This window comes from Haloterrigena salifodinae (assembly GCF_003977755.1).
Lineage (GTDB): Archaea > Halobacteriota > Halobacteria > Halobacteriales > Natrialbaceae > Haloterrigena > Haloterrigena salifodinae.
This window is the reverse complement of record NZ_RQWN01000005.1, coordinates 233,650-250,993: the sequence shown is the minus strand read 5'-3', so window position 1 is coordinate 250,993 and position 17,344 is coordinate 233,650. Positions and strand designations below refer to the sequence as shown.

At 65.8% G+C, this 17,344-nt stretch carries 14 protein-coding genes; 11 read left to right on the top strand and 3 right to left on the bottom strand.

Going from position 1 to position 17,344, the window contains the following annotated elements:
* Nucleotides 1-314 precede the first annotated feature (314 nt).
* Nucleotides 315-491 (bottom strand): hypothetical protein, encoded by a 177-nt coding sequence (locus EH209_RS24280; RefSeq protein ID WP_164722101.1) that lies wholly within the window; start codon nucleotides 489-491, stop codon nucleotides 315-317.
* 394 nt (nucleotides 492-885) lie between these two features.
* Here EH209_RS24280 and EH209_RS21335 point away from each other — a divergent pair, with 394 nt between their 5' ends.
* From EH209_RS21335 to EH209_RS21325, 3 genes are all read left to right on the top strand, one after another.
* Nucleotides 886-1,857 carry an ABC transporter ATP-binding protein gene (locus EH209_RS21335; protein WP_126664826.1) on the top strand — a complete coding sequence of 324 codons (972 nt, stop codon included), beginning with the start codon at nucleotides 886-888 and terminating at the stop codon, nucleotides 1,855-1,857.
* Nucleotides 1,854-2,750 (top strand): ABC transporter permease subunit, encoded by an 897-nt coding sequence (locus EH209_RS21330; protein WP_126664825.1) that lies wholly within the window; start codon nucleotides 1,854-1,856, stop codon nucleotides 2,748-2,750. Before EH209_RS21335 ends, EH209_RS21330 begins: the two co-directional genes overlap by 4 nt.
* 130 nt (nucleotides 2,751-2,880) lie before the next feature.
* A complete protein-coding gene (locus EH209_RS21325) occupies nucleotides 2,881-3,816 on the top strand; it encodes an alpha/beta hydrolase (RefSeq protein ID WP_126664824.1) in 936 nt (311 codons plus the stop codon).
* Between the two features lie 7 nt (nucleotides 3,817-3,823).
* Here EH209_RS21325 and EH209_RS21320 read toward each other — a convergent pair whose 3' ends face one another.
* Nucleotides 3,824-5,269, bottom strand: a complete 1,446-nt coding sequence (locus EH209_RS21320) for a hypothetical protein (RefSeq protein WP_126664823.1) — start codon at nucleotides 5,267-5,269, stop codon at nucleotides 3,824-3,826.
* A 430-nt stretch (nucleotides 5,270-5,699) separates the two neighbouring features.
* On the opposite strand from EH209_RS21320, the gene EH209_RS21315 reads away from it, so the two are divergent.
* A complete protein-coding gene (locus EH209_RS21315; RefSeq protein ID WP_126664822.1) occupies nucleotides 5,700-6,365 on the top strand; it encodes an MBL fold metallo-hydrolase in 666 nt (221 codons plus the stop codon).
* Between the two features lie 51 nt (nucleotides 6,366-6,416).
* On the opposite strand, the gene EH209_RS21310 is transcribed toward EH209_RS21315, so the two are convergent.
* Nucleotides 6,417-6,890, bottom strand: a complete 474-nt coding sequence (locus EH209_RS21310) for an SRPBCC family protein (RefSeq protein WP_126664821.1) — start codon at nucleotides 6,888-6,890, stop codon at nucleotides 6,417-6,419.
* Between the two features lie 222 nt (nucleotides 6,891-7,112).
* Between EH209_RS21310 and EH209_RS21305 the strand changes: the two genes are divergently transcribed.
* From EH209_RS21305 to EH209_RS21275, 7 genes are all read left to right on the top strand, one after another.
* Nucleotides 7,113-8,408, top strand: coding sequence for a P-loop NTPase (locus EH209_RS21305; RefSeq protein ID WP_126664820.1), 1,296 nt, complete (start codon nucleotides 7,113-7,115; stop codon nucleotides 8,406-8,408).
* Nucleotides 8,409-8,994: 586 nt separating this feature from the next.
* The gene (locus tag EH209_RS21300; protein WP_126664819.1) at nucleotides 8,995-12,543 is read left to right on the top strand and encodes a molybdopterin-dependent oxidoreductase; all 3,549 of its coding nucleotides are present in this window, start codon (nucleotides 8,995-8,997) and stop codon (nucleotides 12,541-12,543) included.
* 11 nt (nucleotides 12,544-12,554) lie between these two features.
* Nucleotides 12,555-13,748 carry a 4Fe-4S dicluster domain-containing protein gene (locus tag EH209_RS21295; protein ID WP_126664818.1) on the top strand — a complete coding sequence of 398 codons (1,194 nt, stop codon included), beginning with the start codon at nucleotides 12,555-12,557 and terminating at the stop codon, nucleotides 13,746-13,748.
* A 28-nt stretch (nucleotides 13,749-13,776) separates the two neighbouring features.
* The gene (locus EH209_RS21290; RefSeq protein ID WP_126664817.1) at nucleotides 13,777-14,589 is read left to right on the top strand and encodes a TorD/DmsD family molecular chaperone; all 813 of its coding nucleotides are present in this window, start codon (nucleotides 13,777-13,779) and stop codon (nucleotides 14,587-14,589) included.
* Nucleotides 14,590-14,814: 225 nt separating this feature from the next.
* A complete protein-coding gene (mobB, locus tag EH209_RS21285; protein ID WP_126664816.1) occupies nucleotides 14,815-15,342 on the top strand; it encodes a molybdopterin-guanine dinucleotide biosynthesis protein B in 528 nt (175 codons plus the stop codon).
* Nucleotides 15,343-15,516: 174 nt separating this feature from the next.
* On the top strand, nucleotides 15,517-16,485 hold the full coding sequence (locus tag EH209_RS21280) for an extracellular solute-binding protein (RefSeq protein ID WP_126664815.1): 969 nt from the start codon (nucleotides 15,517-15,519) through the stop codon (nucleotides 16,483-16,485).
* Nucleotides 16,482-17,318 carry an ABC transporter permease gene (locus EH209_RS21275; RefSeq protein WP_126664814.1) on the top strand — a complete coding sequence of 279 codons (837 nt, stop codon included), beginning with the start codon at nucleotides 16,482-16,484 and terminating at the stop codon, nucleotides 17,316-17,318. Before EH209_RS21280 ends, EH209_RS21275 begins: the two co-directional genes overlap by 4 nt.
* Nucleotides 17,319-17,344 lie beyond the last annotated feature (26 nt).

Sequence of the window (17,344 nt, the reverse complement as noted above, 5' to 3'; positions counted from 1 at the left end):
ACCGATCGGGCGTCACCGAACTACCAAGGCTAACATCAGACCCCTTCTGTACGGCGGACCGCAGGGGAAGGGTCCTCATCTTCTGCGTATTAATTTGTAACCGCTGACCACTACTTAAGGCCTCCGAACTGGAACGCAAACGATAGTTAGTGCCACTCATGGGTATCGCGGAATTTTACAGGAACAGTTGGAAAGCGAAGAGTATGCATACCAGTCGTTCCCAACACGGTTTCTTTATTCAGCGGTAGAGATGAAACTCCCGTTCAGTACATATGCGAATCTATCGTGATGCTCCGAGTTTACACCGCGAAGTATCAGATGTCTGCCTCATCAAGCACGAACTGGAAGAGGGAAAAAAGGACGATGAGACCGGCCAAAATAGAACTCTCTACAAAACCGTACTGGAATGGATACACAGTCAATCCAAGAAAGATTACAGCACCAAGGATTCCAATTATGGTGACGAGAAACGCCTGCGTTGTCCCTTTCATACGCTATCTCTGGAGCTACTTGTGGAAAATTTTGTTGTTCTCCGCGCTGTACTGAATGATACGTGCTTCACCTGTACTTACTGCGAGTTTCACGCTACACTCTGAATAAAGAAACCGTATTCCCAACTACAGACACGAGTGAATAGAGGACTTCTCAAATTTGAACTGGCGCTGGGCTGATCTACAGGCTGCTGTGATTTGGTTACCGAATTCATCATTTAATAATGAAGACATGCTATCAACAGTCGTGGCCTGCTTATGCGATGACCAACGATCGAGATCGTGAATTACGTCGATACGTTCGCATCAAAATAATCCACTAAACTCCGCTATTGGTGAGTATACTTGGGTGTGTGCCCCTTATTTAAGACTCCTCGAGTGAACAGTTCGACACATGTCAGCCATACAAGCGGATGGTCTGACCAAGCGCTTCGGCGACGAGGTCGCCCTCGAGGGGCTGGATCTGGTCGTCGAACGGGGAGAGGTGTTCGGCTTCCTCGGTCCGAACGGCGCGGGGAAGTCGACGACGATCAACGTGCTGCTCGATTTCGTGCGGCCGACCGCCGGCAGCGCGTCCGTGTTTGGGATGGACACGCGAGCCGGGAGCGAGGCAATCCGCGCCCGGACCGGCGTCCTCGCGGAGGGGATCGATCTCTACGAGCGGCTGACCGGCCGGCGCCACCTCGAGCTCGCCCTCGGGTGGGCCGACGGGGAGGAGACGCCCGGGGAACTGCTCGAGCGCGTCGGGTTGGCGGTCGCGGACGCCGACCGGAGCGTCGGCGAGTACTCCACGGGGATGAAACAACGCCTCGCGCTCGCGATGGCGCTGGCCGGCGATCCGGACCTCCTCGTGCTCGACGAACCCGTAGCCGGGCTCGACCCCAACGGTATCCGGACCATGCGCGAACTCGTCCGTTCCGAGGCCGAGCGGGGGACGACCGTCTTCTTCTCGAGTCACGACCTCGACCAGGTCGAGGCCGTCTGCGATCGGGTAGCCATCCTCAACGACGGCGAACTCATCACGGTCGACACCATCGACGGGCTCCAGGAGGCCATCGGAGCGCGTTCGGAACTGTACCTCAGGCTCGCCGACGAACCCGACGCGGATCTATCGACGATCGACGGCGTCGCCGACGCCGAGTACGACGACGACCGACTCGTGGTGACCTGCGCGGATCCGCGCGCGAAGGCACGCGCTATCGGGCGACTCCTCGACGCGGACGTCGAGGTGCTCGACGTCGACGCGTCGTCGGTTGCCCTCGAGGACGTGTTCGCGACCTACACCGACGGCGAGGTGGATATCGTCCGCGAGGAAGAGACCGCAGCCGACGACCGCCACGGTCGCCTCTCGGGGGTGTTGGGATGACCGTCACGTGGCGCGACGTCGCGCGCAAGGACTTCGAGGACGTCGTCCGATCGAAGCTGCTGTGGGCGATCACCGGCGGCTTCGTCGGCCTCCTCGCGTTCTTCCTGCTCGTTGGCTACGTCTCGGGGGACGCAGGCGAGGGATCGATGAGCGACCTGCTGGCCGTGATGGGGCAGTTTGTGATCTTTTTCGTCCCCTTGATCGCGCTGATCGCGGGCTACATGGCGATCGTCGGGGAGCGACGGTCTGGGAGCCTGCGCGTCCTCCTGAGCTACCCGTTCTCGCGGTCGGACGTGGTCACCGGCAAGGTCGTCGGTCGCAGCGTCGTCGTCGCGGCAACGATCCTAGTCGGGTTCCTCGTCGTGACCGTCCTCGGCGTGCCGCTGGTCGGGGAGGTCTCGGTCGTGGAACTCGCGCAGGTTACCGGGCTGACGATCGGACTGGGTGTGACGTTTACGGCGCTGGCCGTCGGCATCTCCGCGGCCACGGCCTCGCGGGGGACCGCCCTCGCGTGGGCCGTTGGCATCTTCATCCTGCTGTTAGTGATGTGGGAGGCCCTCGCCGTCGGGATCTACTACCTCGCCGCCGGTGCCCGTCCCGGGGTCGAGGTCGAGGCCTGGTACTTCGCGCTGTACCAGGCGAACCCCCTCGAGGCCTACCGGTTCGCCGTCGATCAGGTGACGAACAGCTATGTCGGTCCAATGGTCCAGCTGGGCCTCGAGGACGTGTCGTTCGCCGAGGCCGGCCCGGCGGACCTCCGGATCGAATCGCGCGTCGACGGCGATGTCCCCGTCTACCTCCGGCCGTGGACCGTTGCGCTGGTGTACGTCGGTTGGATCGCTGTCCCGCTGGCGATCGGCTACCGGCGGTTCGACGCGGCCGACCTCGAGTGATCGGCGACCGCTCACCGCGTCCTCGGTGTGGACCGCACCACGGACACAACTTCGCCGCCCGCGCGTCCGACTCGACTTCGAACTGTTCGCCGACCGAAACGGCTTAGTTCGGATCGCCGAACGCTCCGTCATGCACGCTGACAGGATGAGTCCACAGGCGGAGGCGGCGATCGAGCGCCAGGGGCGGCTCCCCTTGCCGCACAACCGTTACGGCCTGAAACTCCTCCGGCGTCTCACCGGTCCGATGATGCGGCTCCGGAACCGAAACGGCCCAAGCGTCGGGCGGACGATCGACCGAACAATCCCCGGTCCCGCGGGCGATCTCGACGCCCGCCTCTACCTCCCGGCCGCGTCCGGGCCGCATCCGACGATCGTCTTCTTCCACGGCGGCGGGTTCGTCCTCGGAAGTATCGAGACACACGACTGGCTCTGTCGACACTTGACTCGCGAGAGCGGCTGCGCCGTCCTCTCGGTCGACTACCGGCTCGCCCCCGAACACCCCTTCCCCGCGGCGGTCGAGGACGCCTTCGCCGCCGTCGAGTGGGCGGCCGCGAACCCCGACGCGGTCGCCGGAAACGGTCGGGTCGCAGTCGCAGGCGACTCCGCTGGCGGGACGCTCGCCGCCGTCGCGGCGCTCATGGCCGTCGAGCGCGACGGTCCGGAAATCGATCATCAGACGCTACTCTATCCGGCCGTCGGCATCGAAACTGACCAGCCGTCCGTCAGGGAGCACGCCGGCATCGTCCTCGACGAGGACGACATGGAGTGGTTCAATGAATGCTACTACCGGAGCGACATCCACAGGCGCAACCCCTACGCCGACCCGACGAACGCCTGCGACCTCTCGGGCGTCGCTCCCGCGACGGTCGTCACCGCTGGCTTCGACCCGCTCCGGGACGGCGGGAAATCCTACGCCGAACAGCTCGTCCGTGATGGCGTACACACGCGCTACGAGAATTATACGGACATGCCTCACGGCTTCATGACTCTCCGGGACGTCGACCGCGCCCGCGATGCGATCGCGGCCGTTGCCGACGATCTTGCTGATGCACTCGAGGACGACTGACCGCGCGTTACCGGTCGTCGCGCACGCCGTCCGGGAAGTCGTTGTTCGCGAGCGAGACGGATCCGGAGTCGCTCGTGATCCGAAGTGAGTAGGTGTCCTCGATCGAACGGCCGTAACTGTTCTCAATCTGCACTCCGCTCCCGCCGTTGACGACGATCGGCGTGTGCGTCGTCTCGAACTCGCTGTCGGCGACGACGTAGTCCTCGCCGCGGAGTTCGAGTCCGCGCCGCTTATCGTCCCCCGGTTGTTCGACCGAGAGGCCGACGAACCGACAGCTGTCGCGCTCGCAGTAGATCGCGTGGCGGTTCCGGGTCCCCGCTGCGTCGCCGGTGATCCGAACGTCCTCGAGATCGGCGCCGCCGCCGTCTCCACCGAGCAGTCGGACCGCGTTGGCGCTACCGTGAATTGTGATATCGGTATTCTCGACGGTCACCGGACCGGCGGCGGGATCGACCCGGATTCCGGCACTCGGGTGGTGCCCGACCGTGATCTCCGAATCGGAGATCACGGTGTTCTCGACGTCGTTCATAATTCGGATCGCGTCGCCGTTCGGCTGCGGCGTGTCGACGGTGACACCCTCGAGCTCGAATTGCTCGCCGCCGTCGAGTCGAATCGCGTGCTGGCCGTTGGAGTCGTGGGGGTCCTCGGTGACGACGGCGACCGCGTCCCTGATCACGCCGGTCGTTCCGGCGAGACGGATCGACGCGGTGGCGCTGTTCTCGAACCAGCCGCGTTCGATGCCGACCCGTCCGGTTTCGTTGGACGCGTAAAGCCCGTTGTCCGGGAAGCCGCCGAGGCTGCAGCTCTCGAAGAGGAGCGTGCCGTGGTGGTGTTGGTTGACGACGATGCCGGTCGGGCCGCGCCACATGTTCCCCTCGTTGGGTGTCTCGTCGACGTGGAGGCCGCCGTCCGACGCGCGGAAGGAGTAGACGTGTCCCTGCCCGTCGGGGTCGAGGACGTTGAACAGGGCCGGACCCCACGTCCCGCTGTCATGGACGCCGTGAACCGTGACCCGCCGGACGGAGAGGCCGTCCTCGACCTCGGCGCTGATGACCCGAATCCCCGTGTCGTCGCCGGTCTGATCGACGTCGAAGTTCTCGAACCGCAGATCGCGGCCGGGGCTGTCGCTGGTCCCCAGCCGGAACAGGCGATACTGTGGTCCGTCGAACTCGTGGTAGTTCGCCGGGACGAGCGTCGCGTCGTAGCCGACGAAACCGACGTTCTCGAAGTCGGTGAGCCGCAGCTGTTCGTCCATGTAGTACCGACCCTCGGGGAACTTCAGGAGCGTGTCGTCGTCGACGAGCTCCCGCAGAATGGGCGTGACGGACTCGTTACCGTCGGTGTCCGCGCCCGCTTCAGCTACGTCGACGACGGTTCCGTAATGGTTCTCGAGCGAATGTGCGGACGTTACGCCGGCGATCGAAAGGGCCCCGAGCCCGGCGAGACTACTCAAATACGATCTGCGACCGATTCCCCAACTACGTGAATCGTCTGAAGTCACGGCACCCCGTCGTTGCCGAGGGGTCTTACGTATAAGCGGCGTAATCCCATCCGAAACGATCGCGGCGTCCGAACGAGACTCCGCGATAATTCCAATGACAGAACACCCACCCGGCGACGGGACTGGTGCGCCGATTGGCGAGACTTAGCGGCGGACTAAGCGAGGCGCCGCGGCGTCGGCGACGAGCGCAACAGTTGCACTGACTCGAAGGATACGACCTCGAGACGAATCGCGTCCGAGAGGCGTCGAGAACGCCCCGTCGAGACCGTCCTCTCGAGGCGCGTTCCTCGCCGTCGAACGAACGGATCTGCTCCGCGACGCCATCGGAGCGGCGACGACGCCGAGCTATAAGAGCGATCTCAACGTAGGGTTCGAAACGACCATGGCAACGACCTACGAGGGAATCACGTTCGAGCGGCTCGGCCACGCGAGCAAGCGTCTCGAAACCGCCGAAGGAACGGTCATCTATGTCGATCCGTGGGGCGAGCAACTCGAGGACGAATCCGGGGACGCGGACGTCGTCTTCGTCACGCACGACGACTTCGACCACTACGATCCTGAGGCAATCGCGGCCGTCGCCGGCGACGACGCGACCGTCGCGATCTACGAGGCCGTCGACACGAGCGATCTGGCGGAGGACGTGATCGACCTACCCCTCGGGGGCGAGGTGACCGTCGACGGGATCGACGTCGAGACGGTGCCCGCGTACAACGATCCCGCGGGCGATCACGTCGACGAGGACGGCGAGCCGTTCCACGCCGAGGGCGAGGTGATCGGCCTCCTGCTGGACCTCGAGGGGACGACCGTCTTCATCCCGTCGGACACGGACTTCCTCCCGCACCACGAGTCGATCACCGCCGACGTGTTCGTCCCGCCGATCGGCGGCCACTTCACGATGGACCGCCGCGAGGCCGCGGACTTCGCCCGGAGCGTTGAAGCCGACCTCGTGCTGCCCGAACACTATGACACCTTCGACCCGATCGAAACGGACGCCGACGCCTTCGCCGCGGACCTCGAGGCCGACGAAATCCGCGTCGACCTGTTCTGATCGATCGGGGGCAATCCTCGGGTTTCGAGGCGGCCTACGGCCGAGCGCCGGTCATTCGAGCAGCGCACGCGTTTTCCGGTGGCGGTGCCACAGCATCCCCGCGAGCAACGGCGTTGCCAGCGGACGGTCGCCGGCGCCGGGCACTCGATACGTAATTCGGTCGTGAACCACCGTCGCGTCGCCCAGATCCGCGAAGCGATGGGCGTGGCGCCACTCCTCGTAGGGACCGCGGTCGCCGACCTGTTCGTCGACGAACCAGGCGCGTCCGTCCCACACTTCGCGCTCGGTGATCTCCACGACCCACTCGCTCGTCGGGCCGAGACCGAACGGTTGCAACTCGAGGTGGACCTCCGTCCCGGGCAGGTACCCGTCCGGACCGGGCTGCCCCTCGGGACCGATCGCGCGAGCGACTCGCAGACCCGTCCAGTCCGGAGTCAGTCTTTCGGGTTCGTCGATGCCGTCGTAGAACGCCCAGACGGTCTCGAAGTCGGCGTCGATCGTCGACGTTCGCTGGTGGGTTGGCATACGTAATCTTCACTCGTTTCACACGTAATGCGGCGTCTCCGTTCTATACTATTGAGAACGCGCCCGCGAGTCAGCGGCCAGGACTGAATCGGTCGCTTGACGGGCGAGACCGGGCTCGAGGCCGTTGCGAGTGCGGTCGCCGTCCGGTCGATATCGCCACCTCTTCCCACCCCGCGGGAACTCCCGACGGGTGAAATACCGGCCCGCCGCGTACGATCGGGTATGACCGACGAGACACCGCGGACGGACGAGGAGATCAGGCGGGCGGTCGTCGATCGGGTCCGTGAGGTCGAGATCATGGGCGGCGATCCGATCGGCGAGCAGTTGATCGAGGACGTCGACGTCGCGGACGGGATCGTCACCTTCACCGTCGACTTCGAACCGGTCGGTCGCGTGTTGGCCGACCGGCTGACAGACCAGCTTCGGGGCGCCGGGCTGGCGACCGACGGCGTCGTCCACGTCCGGGTCGAGGCCGCCGGCTCCGACGCGCCCGAGACCGGGCTTCCGGTGTCGGGTGTCGACTCGATCATCGCCGTCGGCAGCGCGAAAGGCGGCGTGGGCAAGACGACGATCACCGCCGCGCTCGCGCGGGCGCTCGCCGAGGACGGCCTCGACGTCGGCGTCTTCGACGCGAACGTCTACGCACCCGACGCGCCGGACCTGCTCGAGGCCGAGGGACCGGTCGCGACGTCGCCGACGGGGAAGCCGATGCCCGTCGAGACCGACGACGGCATTCAGGTCGTCAGCATCGAACTGATCGCCGAGGACGGACCGGTCGCGTGGCGCGGGGCGATGGTCCACGACGTCGTCAAGGACCTGCTGGGCAACACCGCCTGGGACGACCGGGACGTGCTGCTCGTCGACCTGCCGCCGGGGATCGGCGACGCCGTCTACACGATCGTCCAGCAGGCGCCACTGGACGGCGGCCTGCTGGTCTCCACGCCGACCGACGAGTGCGTGCGGGCGACCCGGCGGACCGCGGCGCTGTACTCGGCCAACGACGTGCCGTCGATCGGCGTCGTCCCCAACATGGTCGGCGCGGCCGAGGGCGAAACGACGCCGTTCGACGACGACACGCTCGCCGAGGACGTTGCGGAGGCGGCCTACGCTAAGATCGACCCCGTCCCGTTCGATTCGGCGCTGCGGGAGCCGACCGCGCGCTCCTTTGCCGACCCCGCGACAGCCGGCGAACGCGCGATCGATTCGCTCCGCGAGACGGTCCTCGAGTTCGTCGAGACGGAGGGCGGGCCGGCGGTTCCCGAGGACGCGGTCGACCTGCGCGGGCTGCCCCCCGAGAGCTGCCAACGGCAGGTAGTCACCGAGTTCGGCGTGGTCGACGAGGAGCCGGTGTCGGTGGTGTTGCGAGGCGATCCCGACGACCTCGTCGACGTCGTCGACGAGAGCCTCGCCCGCGACGGGCGCTCGCTCGAGCGGACCGACGTCGACGATCTGGGCTACGACGGCTGGCTGGTCGAACTCGAGGCGACGGGCGGATCGACGGTCGAGCCGGCGACCTGAGGGCGGCCGACGGTTGTCGCTCGAGGTGCGGGCGAACGGGACCGACGCGAAATCGCCTCACGGCCACGGAAGGATCCAGAGGAGATCGATGAGTCGGTCGAGCCACGATTTTTCGTCGTTTGATCCGTCGTCTCTGCCAGCGGTTGTGGAGGACATAATTTAACTTTTGACACGTACGCTAATAGGTTTTTCTCAGGTCGGGGCGGTCGGTAACTGAGTACAGGCCGCGAGACAGCGACGGCGACCGATCGCGACCGAACTGTATCGCTTCGAAACGTCCCTTTGCGACGAGGGTCCCGCAGCGCGTTCTGGGCGAGAACGACGCCATTGCTTCTCCCGCGACTGGCCCGTCGGTTCGAACGGTATTCCGGCGTCCATTCGCCCCGTTTTAAAGACCCACTATTCGGAGGATTTCGGCCGCAGCGTCCCCAACGCGTGGGAACGGGCGGGTCTGGTTAATGAATGGGTATACGAGTATCGACCGTGATGGCATACGGACGACCCACGGACGATCCGCGCTATCCGAACCGCTCACTGAGGGGTTCAGTTGGCGACAGCCCTCGCACTCGACGTGCGGGGTGGTACGATGAGTGACGAGGCGTCCGACGGGCTCGAGTTGACCCGTCGGGAACTCGGCGCCGCGGCGGCGGGTATCGCCGGCGCGTCCGGCCTCGGCTTCCTCGGCTACCGGCGGCTGACCGGCGAGGAAACCGCCGATGAGGACGGCGAGGGACCGATGAACCCCCTCGAGGAGTACCCCAACAAGGAGTGGGACCAGAAGTACCGCGACATCTGGGAGCCCGACGACTCCTACATGCTCACGTGTACGCCCAACGACACCCACAACTGCTACCTCGAGGCCACGATCAAGAACGGCCAGATCACGCGGCTGGGTCCCTCGATGAACTACGGCGAGGCGACCGACCTCGACGGCAACCAGGCCTCCCAGCGGTGGGACCCCCGCGTCTGCAACAAGGGGCTGGCGATGGTCGAGCGCTTCTACAACGAGCGCCGCGTCAAGGCCCCGATGATCCGTCAGGGCTTCAAGCAGTGGGTCGACGACGGCTTCCCGCGCGATTCCCACGGCTCGATGCCCGAGGAATATGCCCAGCGCGGGGAGGACGACTTCGTCGAGGTCTCACAGGAGGAAGCCCACGAGTACGCCGCTCGCACGTTCCTCGAACTCGCCGACCACTACAGCGGCGAGAGCGGGATGCAGTCGCTGCTCGAGCAGGGCTACGACGAGCGCGTCGTCGAGGAGACGCAGGGCGCCGGCGTGCGGACGATGAAGTTCCGCGGCGGGATGCCGCTACTGGGCGTCATCAAGCTGTTCGGCCAGTACCGCAACGCCAACTCGATGGCGCTGCTGGACAACTACGTCCGGGACGTCAGCGAGGACGAGGCCCTGGGCGCGATGGGGCTGGACAACTACTCGTTCCACACCGACCTGCCGCCGGGCCACACGATGGTCACCGGCCAGCAGACGGTCGACTTCGACCTCGCGAGCATCGAGTACGCGGACCACATCGTGCTCGACGGGATCAACTACCTGACCTCGAAGATGGCCGACTGTCACTGGCTGACCGAGGCTAAGTTGAAGGGGTCGAAGGTCACCGGGATCTTCACCGACTACAACGCGACGGCCTCGAAGTGTGACGAACTCATCACGGTCCGGCCGGCGTCGGACACGGCGCTGTTCCTCGGCGCCGCGCGCGTGCTCATCGAGGAGGAGCTCTACGACGAGGAGTACGTCCGGCAGTTCACGGACCTCCCGCTGCTGGTCCGCATGGACGACAACGAACTGCTCCGCGCCAGCGACCTGTCCGCGGACTACGAGCCTGCGGACTTAGAGAAGACCGACGCCGTCGCCGACGACGCGGACCGCCCCGGTGTCGACGTGACGAACATCGACGACCAGGTCATCACGGAGGAGCTCCGCCGCGAGTGGGGCGACTTCGTCGTCCATAACGCCGAGAGCGGCGAGTTCGAGCCGGTCACGCGCGACGACATCGGCGACGACTTCGACGTTCCCGCGACGATCGAGGGCGAGTTCGAGATCGAACTGGCCGACGGCGAGACCGTCGAAGTGCGGACGGTGTTCGACCTGATCAAAGAACACCTCGTCGGCACCTGGGACCTCGAGTCGACCGCCGAAGTCACGGGAACCGATCCGCAGGCGATCGAGAACCTGGCCCAGGACTTCGCGGACAACCAACAGAGTACGATGCTGCTGACCGGGATGGGGCCGAACCACTACGCGAACGCCGACCAGCACGGCCGCGCGGTGTTCCTGCTGGCGTCGCTGACGCGAAACGTCGGCTACCAGACGGGGAACGTCGGCTCCTACTCCGGGAACTACCGGATGGCGTACTTCAACGGCGTCGGTCAGTACGCCAACGAGGACCCGTTCGACGTCGAACTCGATCCCGAGGAGCCGGCCAGGACCGAGAAGCGCTGGGACGCCCACTCGGCGCACTTCTATACGAACCTCGATAAGCCGCTGAAGGTCGACGGCGAGTACTTCCAGGGCGACTCGCACATGCACACGCCCACGAAGTCGATCTGGGTGTCGGGGTCGAACTCCATCCTCGGCAACGCGAAGGGGACCTACAAGATCATCGAGAAGGCCCTTCGCACCGGGAAGATCGAGGCCTTCTTCACCAACGAGTGGTGGTGGTCGATGACCTGCGAGTACTCCGACATCGTCTTCCCGGCGGACTCGTGGGCCGAACACCACGTCCACGATATCACCGCCTCCGTCACGAACCCGTTCATCACGACGATGCCGGAGACGGAGATCGACCGGATCTACAACACCTTAAACGACACCCAACACTACAAGGGCGTCGCCGAGAAGCTCGCCGAACTCACCGGCGACAGTCGCTTCGAGGACTACTGGGCGTTCATCGACGAGGAAGAGTACCAGGCCAAGCCGTACATCCAGCGTATCTTCGACCACTCGAACGCCGTCAAGGGCTACGACATCGAGGACTTACTCGAGGACGCCCGCGAGGGGACGCCGGCGATCATCATGACCCGGACCTACCCCAAGCACGTCGGCAACGAGCAGACACAGGACTCCCAGCCCTGGTACACGAAGACCGGCCGCCTCGAGTTCTTCCGCGAGGAAGCGGAGTTCGCCGAGGCCGGCGAACACATCCCCCTCCACCGGGAGCCGATGGACGCGACGCCCTACGAGCCGAACGTCATCGTCGACGACAGCGACAGTCCCGTGGTCGCGCCCGAGACGCCGGACGACCGCGGCTGGGATAGCCAGGAGAAGGCCCGCGACACCAACGACCGACAGGTCCGCAACGTCGTGAAGTCGCCGTCGGAACTGACCGACTCCAGCCACCCGCTGACCGACCTCGACGAAGGCTACGACTACGTCTACATGACGCCGAAGTACCGCCACGGGACCCACACCTTCGGGGCCGACCTCGAGGAGATGGCGGTCTGGTGGAGCAACTACGGCGACCAGGGTCGCAAGACGGAGCGCGATACCTTCGACAAGCGAAAGCCGTACATCGGCGAGGGGTACGTCGAGATGAATCCCAAGGACGCCCGCGAGGAGGACTTACAGGACGGCGACTACGTGTGGGTCGACGCCGACCCCTCCGACCGTCCGTTCCCGGGCTACGACCCCGACGACGAGGAGACCGAGTACACGCGGGCGATGATGCGGATCCGCTACCAGCCGAGCATTCCGCGGGGGGTCACCCGCAGCTGGATGAACGTGACCCAGACCTCCCACAAGTCCTACAAGGCCCAGCAGGAGCGCGAGGACGGGAAGGCCCAGTCCGAGGACACGAACTACGTGTCGATGTACCGCAGCGGCGGCCACCAGTCGATGACCTCGACGTGGCTGCGCCGGACCTGGCTGACCGACTCGATGCCCCGCAAGGACATGCTCGGACAGAACATGGACGTTGGCTTCGAGCCCGACGTCCACGCCGCCAACGGCGCGCCCAAGGAGTCGTTCGTCAAGATCGAGAAGGCCGAAGACGGCGGTGTGAACGAGGACGGCGAGCCCGAGGGCAACTGGCGACCAGTCGACGAGGGCGTCCGGCCGACCCAGGAGAACGACCGGATGAAACAGTACCTAGAGGGCGGTTTCACGAGCGAATCAGACTGAGGTAACTCACAATGGCAGAAGTTTACAATTGGCAGATCGGCCGCGAGATGGACTACCCCTACACGGAAGCGCGTCCGGAGAAACAGTGGGGGGCAGTGTTCGACCTGAACAAGTGTATCGCGTGCCAGACGTGCTCGCTGTCGTGTAAGACGACCTGGACCAACAACGAGGGCCAGGAGCACATGTTCTGGAACAACGTCGAGACCAAGCCCTACGGCTCCTACCCGCTGCAGTGGGACGTCGAGATTCTTGACCGACTGGGGGTCCAGGAGTGGGGCTCGGACGGCGTCTACGAGGGCAAGACGATCTTCGAGGCCCGCGACTTCGACTGGGAGTCGATGGCGATCGACGACGATCCGGAGACCATGCACAGCGAGGGGATCGAAGGCTTCCGTCCCGACGACGAGGACTGGGCCCAGCCGAACCTCGGCGAGGACGAGCCGACCGGCCAGGAGGTCGAATCGGACACCCACATCGATGAGGACCACCACCCGACGTGGTTCTTCTACCTCCCGCGGGTCTGCAACCACTGCACGTTCGCGGCCTGCGCCGGCGGCTGTCCCGTGCAGGCGATCTACAAGCGCCAGGAGGACGGTATCGTCCTGCTCGACGAGGACAGCTGTCAGGCCTTCCAGGAGTGTGTCCGGGCCTGTCCCTACGGGAAGTCGATCTACAACTCGGTCGCGCAGAACTCCCAGAAGTGCGTCGGCTGCTACCCGAAGGTCGAGCAGGGACTCGTCCCGCAGTGTTTCGAAAACTGTCTCGGCAAGATCCGGATGCACGGCTGGGTCAACACCCCCGAGAACGCTAACACCGCCGCGCCCGTCGACTACATGGTCCACGACGCCGAGGTCGCGCTCCCGCTGTACCCGCAGCTGGGACTCGAGCCCAACGTCTACTACATCCCGCCGATCAACGTCCCGACGGACTACTTGGAGCAGATGTTCGGCCCGCGCGTCGAGCAGGCCCAGGAGACCTACCGGAAGGCCCGCCGTGGCGACGAGGAGTACCGCAAGCTCCGCGGCGCCTTGCATCTGATGGGATCGACTGAGTGGCGCATCGAGGAGTTCGAAGTGACTGACGAGGAAGCGATCGGCTACGACCAGAACGGCCACACGGTCGCCCGCGTCCCGATGGAGGAACCGACCTACCAGCGCGACCGCTTCGACAGCCAACACGACGCCTACCGGCTCGACATCGCGTAACGACCCGAACCCACCCAGATTCACACCAATGTCACGACCAGACCACCACGTCCACCGCGCGCGACTGTACAAGCTCGTGTCGATGGCGTTCGACCGGCCGACCGACGACCTCCGCGAGGCGCTGCGCTCCGCCGAGTTCGACGAGCAACTCGTCGAGTCCGCCGCGGCGATCGGCGACGACGACCTCCGCGAGCACGCCGAGACGGTCGCCGACCTGAGTCCGGACGGCGCCGACGAGATCGAGGACTGCTACTCGACGTACGCCGCGCTGTTCGGCTTCGAGCAGGGCGGCGAGATCCAGCAGTACGAGGTCGAGTACGGCTCGGGCTCGCTCGTGACGAACACGGACACGCTCGCCGACATCGCCGGCTTCTACGGCGCGTTCGACCTGGACCTCGAGGACGGCAACCGCGAGCGGGTCGACCACCTCTGTATCGAACTCGAGTTCGTCTCCCACCTGGCCTTACAGACGGCCTACCTCGGGAAGACCGGCGACGAGAAGGGCGTCGAGATCGTCTCGAACGCCCAGGCGGACTTCCTCGAGGACCACCTCGGGCGCTGGGTCCCGAGGTTCCGCAAGACGGTCCGCGACGACGCAGACGACCCGTTCTATCGGGCGCTCGCGGATCTCGTGGTGGCGCTGGTCGAGGCCGACGCCGACCGGTTCGGGATCGAACCGGACGTCTTCCCCGAGGTGCCGCCGTCCCCGACCGAGGGGCTCACCGGCGGCGGTGATGGCGACTTCCGGTGTGGAACCTGCGGCTCGAACGGATCGCAGACCTCCGCCCCCTCGCCCGGCAACGCCGAGATGCCGATGGGCGACCGCGACGGTCCGTACTGACGGCGACAGCGGCCTCGCAGCGGGCGTTCGTCGAGAAGAGTCGTCGACCGACCGGTCTCGAGTAGCAGCGCCGTTACGCCGTGACCTCCACCCGTCTCGTGCCACAGTTCGGGTGATCGCTACCGTCGCTGCCATCGCCACCGTAGACCAGGACGACAGCACCCGCGGCGGGCGTCAGCGGTCGAACGAGTCTTCCGTTCGTCCCTCGAAGCGGCCGTACCAGAGATGAGTCAGGAGCCACCGTTTCGCGTCGTTTGTCTCGCCGGCCCGAGCGATTCGGGGAAGACCACGCTCGTCGAACGGCTCGTACCGCGACTGGCTGATCACGGCCGCGTCGCGACAGTCAAGTCGATCCACCACGACATCGAGATCGACACGCCGGGCGCCGACACCCACCGCCACCGGACCGCGGGCGCCGAGACGGTCGTCGGCGTCACCCCCGAACTCACGTTCGACGTCACTACTCGCGGCAAGCGCGATCCGCCGGACCGGCCCGACGGTGATGCCTTACTTGAGGGCGAGGCCGACGATCCGGAACTGCGAGCGCTCGCGGAGACGCTCGAGCGCCTCGAGGCGCGGGGCTACGCGTTCGTCGTCGTCGAGGGCTTCTCGGCGGCTCCGCTGCCGACGGTTCTCGTTGGCGACCGCGACCCGAGCGCCGTTGGCGGCCCCGTCGTCGGCCGCGGCGCGGACGACCTCGAAACGATCGTCGAGACGATTCGCGGACTCGATCCGCTCGTCAACCGCGGGTAACCGAGTTTCCGTCCGCCGGCCGACGGGGGCGAACGGAGCCGGACCGTCGATCGAGCTACCGTCACCGCGGATCGACGAACCGCCATCCGATGGAGAAACCAATTTCGGTTATGTTCCCGCAAAATAGGAACTGAAACCAATTATATTGATGGCCGGGTTCGAGTGAGACGTATAATGACTCGCGTTGACGACCCCCGGACGGAACGCGGTGTCGGATCGCCCGACGGCAGTCGCCGGGCGTTTCTCGCGGCCGCGAGCGCGACGGCGGCAGGCATCGTTGGGACGGCCGGCTGTCTCGGCACGGCCGACCGCGTGCGGGTTCTCTCGGCCGGGAGCCTCGCCGTCGCGCTCGAGGAGACGGTTGGTCCGGCCTTCGAGTCCGAGACGGGGCGCAGCTATCAGGGCGAGTACCACGGGTCGACCGTCGTGATGCGGATGATCGAGGAGGGGACCAAACACCCGGACGTGGTCGTCAGCGCCGATACCGAACTGTTGCGGGACCGGCTCTACCCCGAGCGGACGGACTGGGACGTCGAGTTCGCCGCCAACGAGGTTGGCATCGCCTACGATCCCGACACGGCCCTCGGCGGCCGACTCGCGGGGGACGAGCCGTGGTACGAGGTCATCGTCGACGCCGGTGCGGACGACCTCGCGATCAGCGATCCCGACCTGGACCCGCTCGGCTACCGGGCCGCCCAGCTGTTCGAACTCGCCGAGCGTCGACACGATCTCGAGGGGTTTCGCGAGGCAATGCTCGATACCGCCTCCCGCGAGCCCGACGAGTCGAAGCTGCTGACCGGCGTCGAAGCCGGAAATCGCGCCTGTGCGATCGCCTACCGGAACATGGCCGTCGATCACGACGTGTCGTTTCTCGAGTTGCCCGACGCGTACAACTTCGGGGATCCAACCCACGCCGAGACGTACGCGACGGCGACGTACACGACCGACGAGGGGTACACGGCACGAGGTCGACCAGCGATCTATAGCGCCACGGTTCGAGCCGACGCCGACAACCCCGACGCCGGCCGGGAATTCGTCGACTTCCTGCTCGAGGAGTCCGCGCTACTCGAGAAACGGGGACTGCGCGTCGTCGACACGCTCCCGCGATCGAACGGGGACGTGCCGGAGGCGATCGAGCCGTGACCGATACCGGTGCGCGGACGGACGATGCGAACTCGCGATTCAGAAGCGGTCTCGAGCGCCTGAACGGCGGGATGGCCGTCCCGGCGCTGCTGGGCGCGGTGTTGCTCGCGTACTTCGTCGTCCCGTTCGCCGTGTTCTTCGCGCAGGTGGGTTCGGTCGACGTGATCGGCGGCCTCGCCGATCCCGCCACGCAAGATGCGATCAGGACGTCGCTGGTGACGGCACCGATCTCGACGGCCATCGCGACCATCTTCGGCGTCCCGCTCGCCTACGTCCTCTCGCGGGCCAGCTTTCGCGGTAAGCGCCTCCTCGAGGCCGCCGTCTTGCTCCCGCTGGTCCTGCCGCCGATCGTCGGCGGCGTGATGCTGCTGACCGTCGTCGGCCGGTACACGCCGATCGGTTCGACCGCAGCGGCCCTCGGCGTTCCGCTGACCGACAGCTACGCTGGCGTAGTCCTCGCCCAGACGTTCGTAGCCGCGCCGTTTCTCGTCGTCACCGTCCGCGCCGGCTTCGACGACGTCGATCCGCGCGTCGAGGAGGCCGCCCGGACGCTGGGGTACGGGCGCCTCGAGACGGTCCGCCTGGTCTCGTTGCCGCTGGCGCGAAATGCCATCGCCGCGGGGATCGTCCTCACGTTCGTGCGGGCACTCGGCGAGTTCGGCGCCACGATGATGGTCGCGTACAACCCGCGGACGATGCCGACGCGCATCGACGTCTTGCGGATCGCCCGCGGTCTCGAGGCGATCGTCCCGATCGCGCTGGCGCTACTGATCAGTACGGTCGTCGTGGTCGCGCTGGTTCAGGCGCTCGTCGGGTCAGTGCGGCGGTATTGACGACGAGCCGATAATAGGAGATGAAA

Coding starts and splice junctions, on each gene's coding strand:
- EH209_RS21300 (WP_126664819.1), top strand. CDS start 8,995: ATGAGTGACGAGGCGTCCGACGGGCTCGAGTTGACCCGTCGGGAACTC.
- mobB (WP_126664816.1), top strand. CDS start 14,815: ATGAGTCAGGAGCCACCGTTTCGCGTCGTTTGTCTCGCCGGCCCGAGC.
- EH209_RS21305 (WP_126664820.1), top strand. CDS start 7,113: ATGACCGACGAGACACCGCGGACGGACGAGGAGATCAGGCGGGCGGTC.
- EH209_RS24280 (WP_164722101.1), bottom strand. CDS start 491: ATGAAAGGGACAACGCAGGCGTTTCTCGTCACCATAATTGGAATCCTT.
- EH209_RS21280 (WP_126664815.1), top strand. CDS start 15,517: ATGACTCGCGTTGACGACCCCCGGACGGAACGCGGTGTCGGATCGCCC.
- EH209_RS21330 (WP_126664825.1), top strand. CDS start 1,854: ATGACCGTCACGTGGCGCGACGTCGCGCGCAAGGACTTCGAGGACGTC.
- EH209_RS21315 (WP_126664822.1), top strand. CDS start 5,700: ATGGCAACGACCTACGAGGGAATCACGTTCGAGCGGCTCGGCCACGCG.
- EH209_RS21335 (WP_126664826.1), top strand. CDS start 886: ATGTCAGCCATACAAGCGGATGGTCTGACCAAGCGCTTCGGCGACGAG.
- EH209_RS21295 (WP_126664818.1), top strand. CDS start 12,555: ATGGCAGAAGTTTACAATTGGCAGATCGGCCGCGAGATGGACTACCCC.
- EH209_RS21310 (WP_126664821.1), bottom strand. CDS start 6,890: ATGCCAACCCACCAGCGAACGTCGACGATCGACGCCGACTTCGAGACC.
- EH209_RS21290 (WP_126664817.1), top strand. CDS start 13,777: ATGTCACGACCAGACCACCACGTCCACCGCGCGCGACTGTACAAGCTC.
- EH209_RS21325 (WP_126664824.1), top strand. CDS start 2,881: ATGCACGCTGACAGGATGAGTCCACAGGCGGAGGCGGCGATCGAGCGC.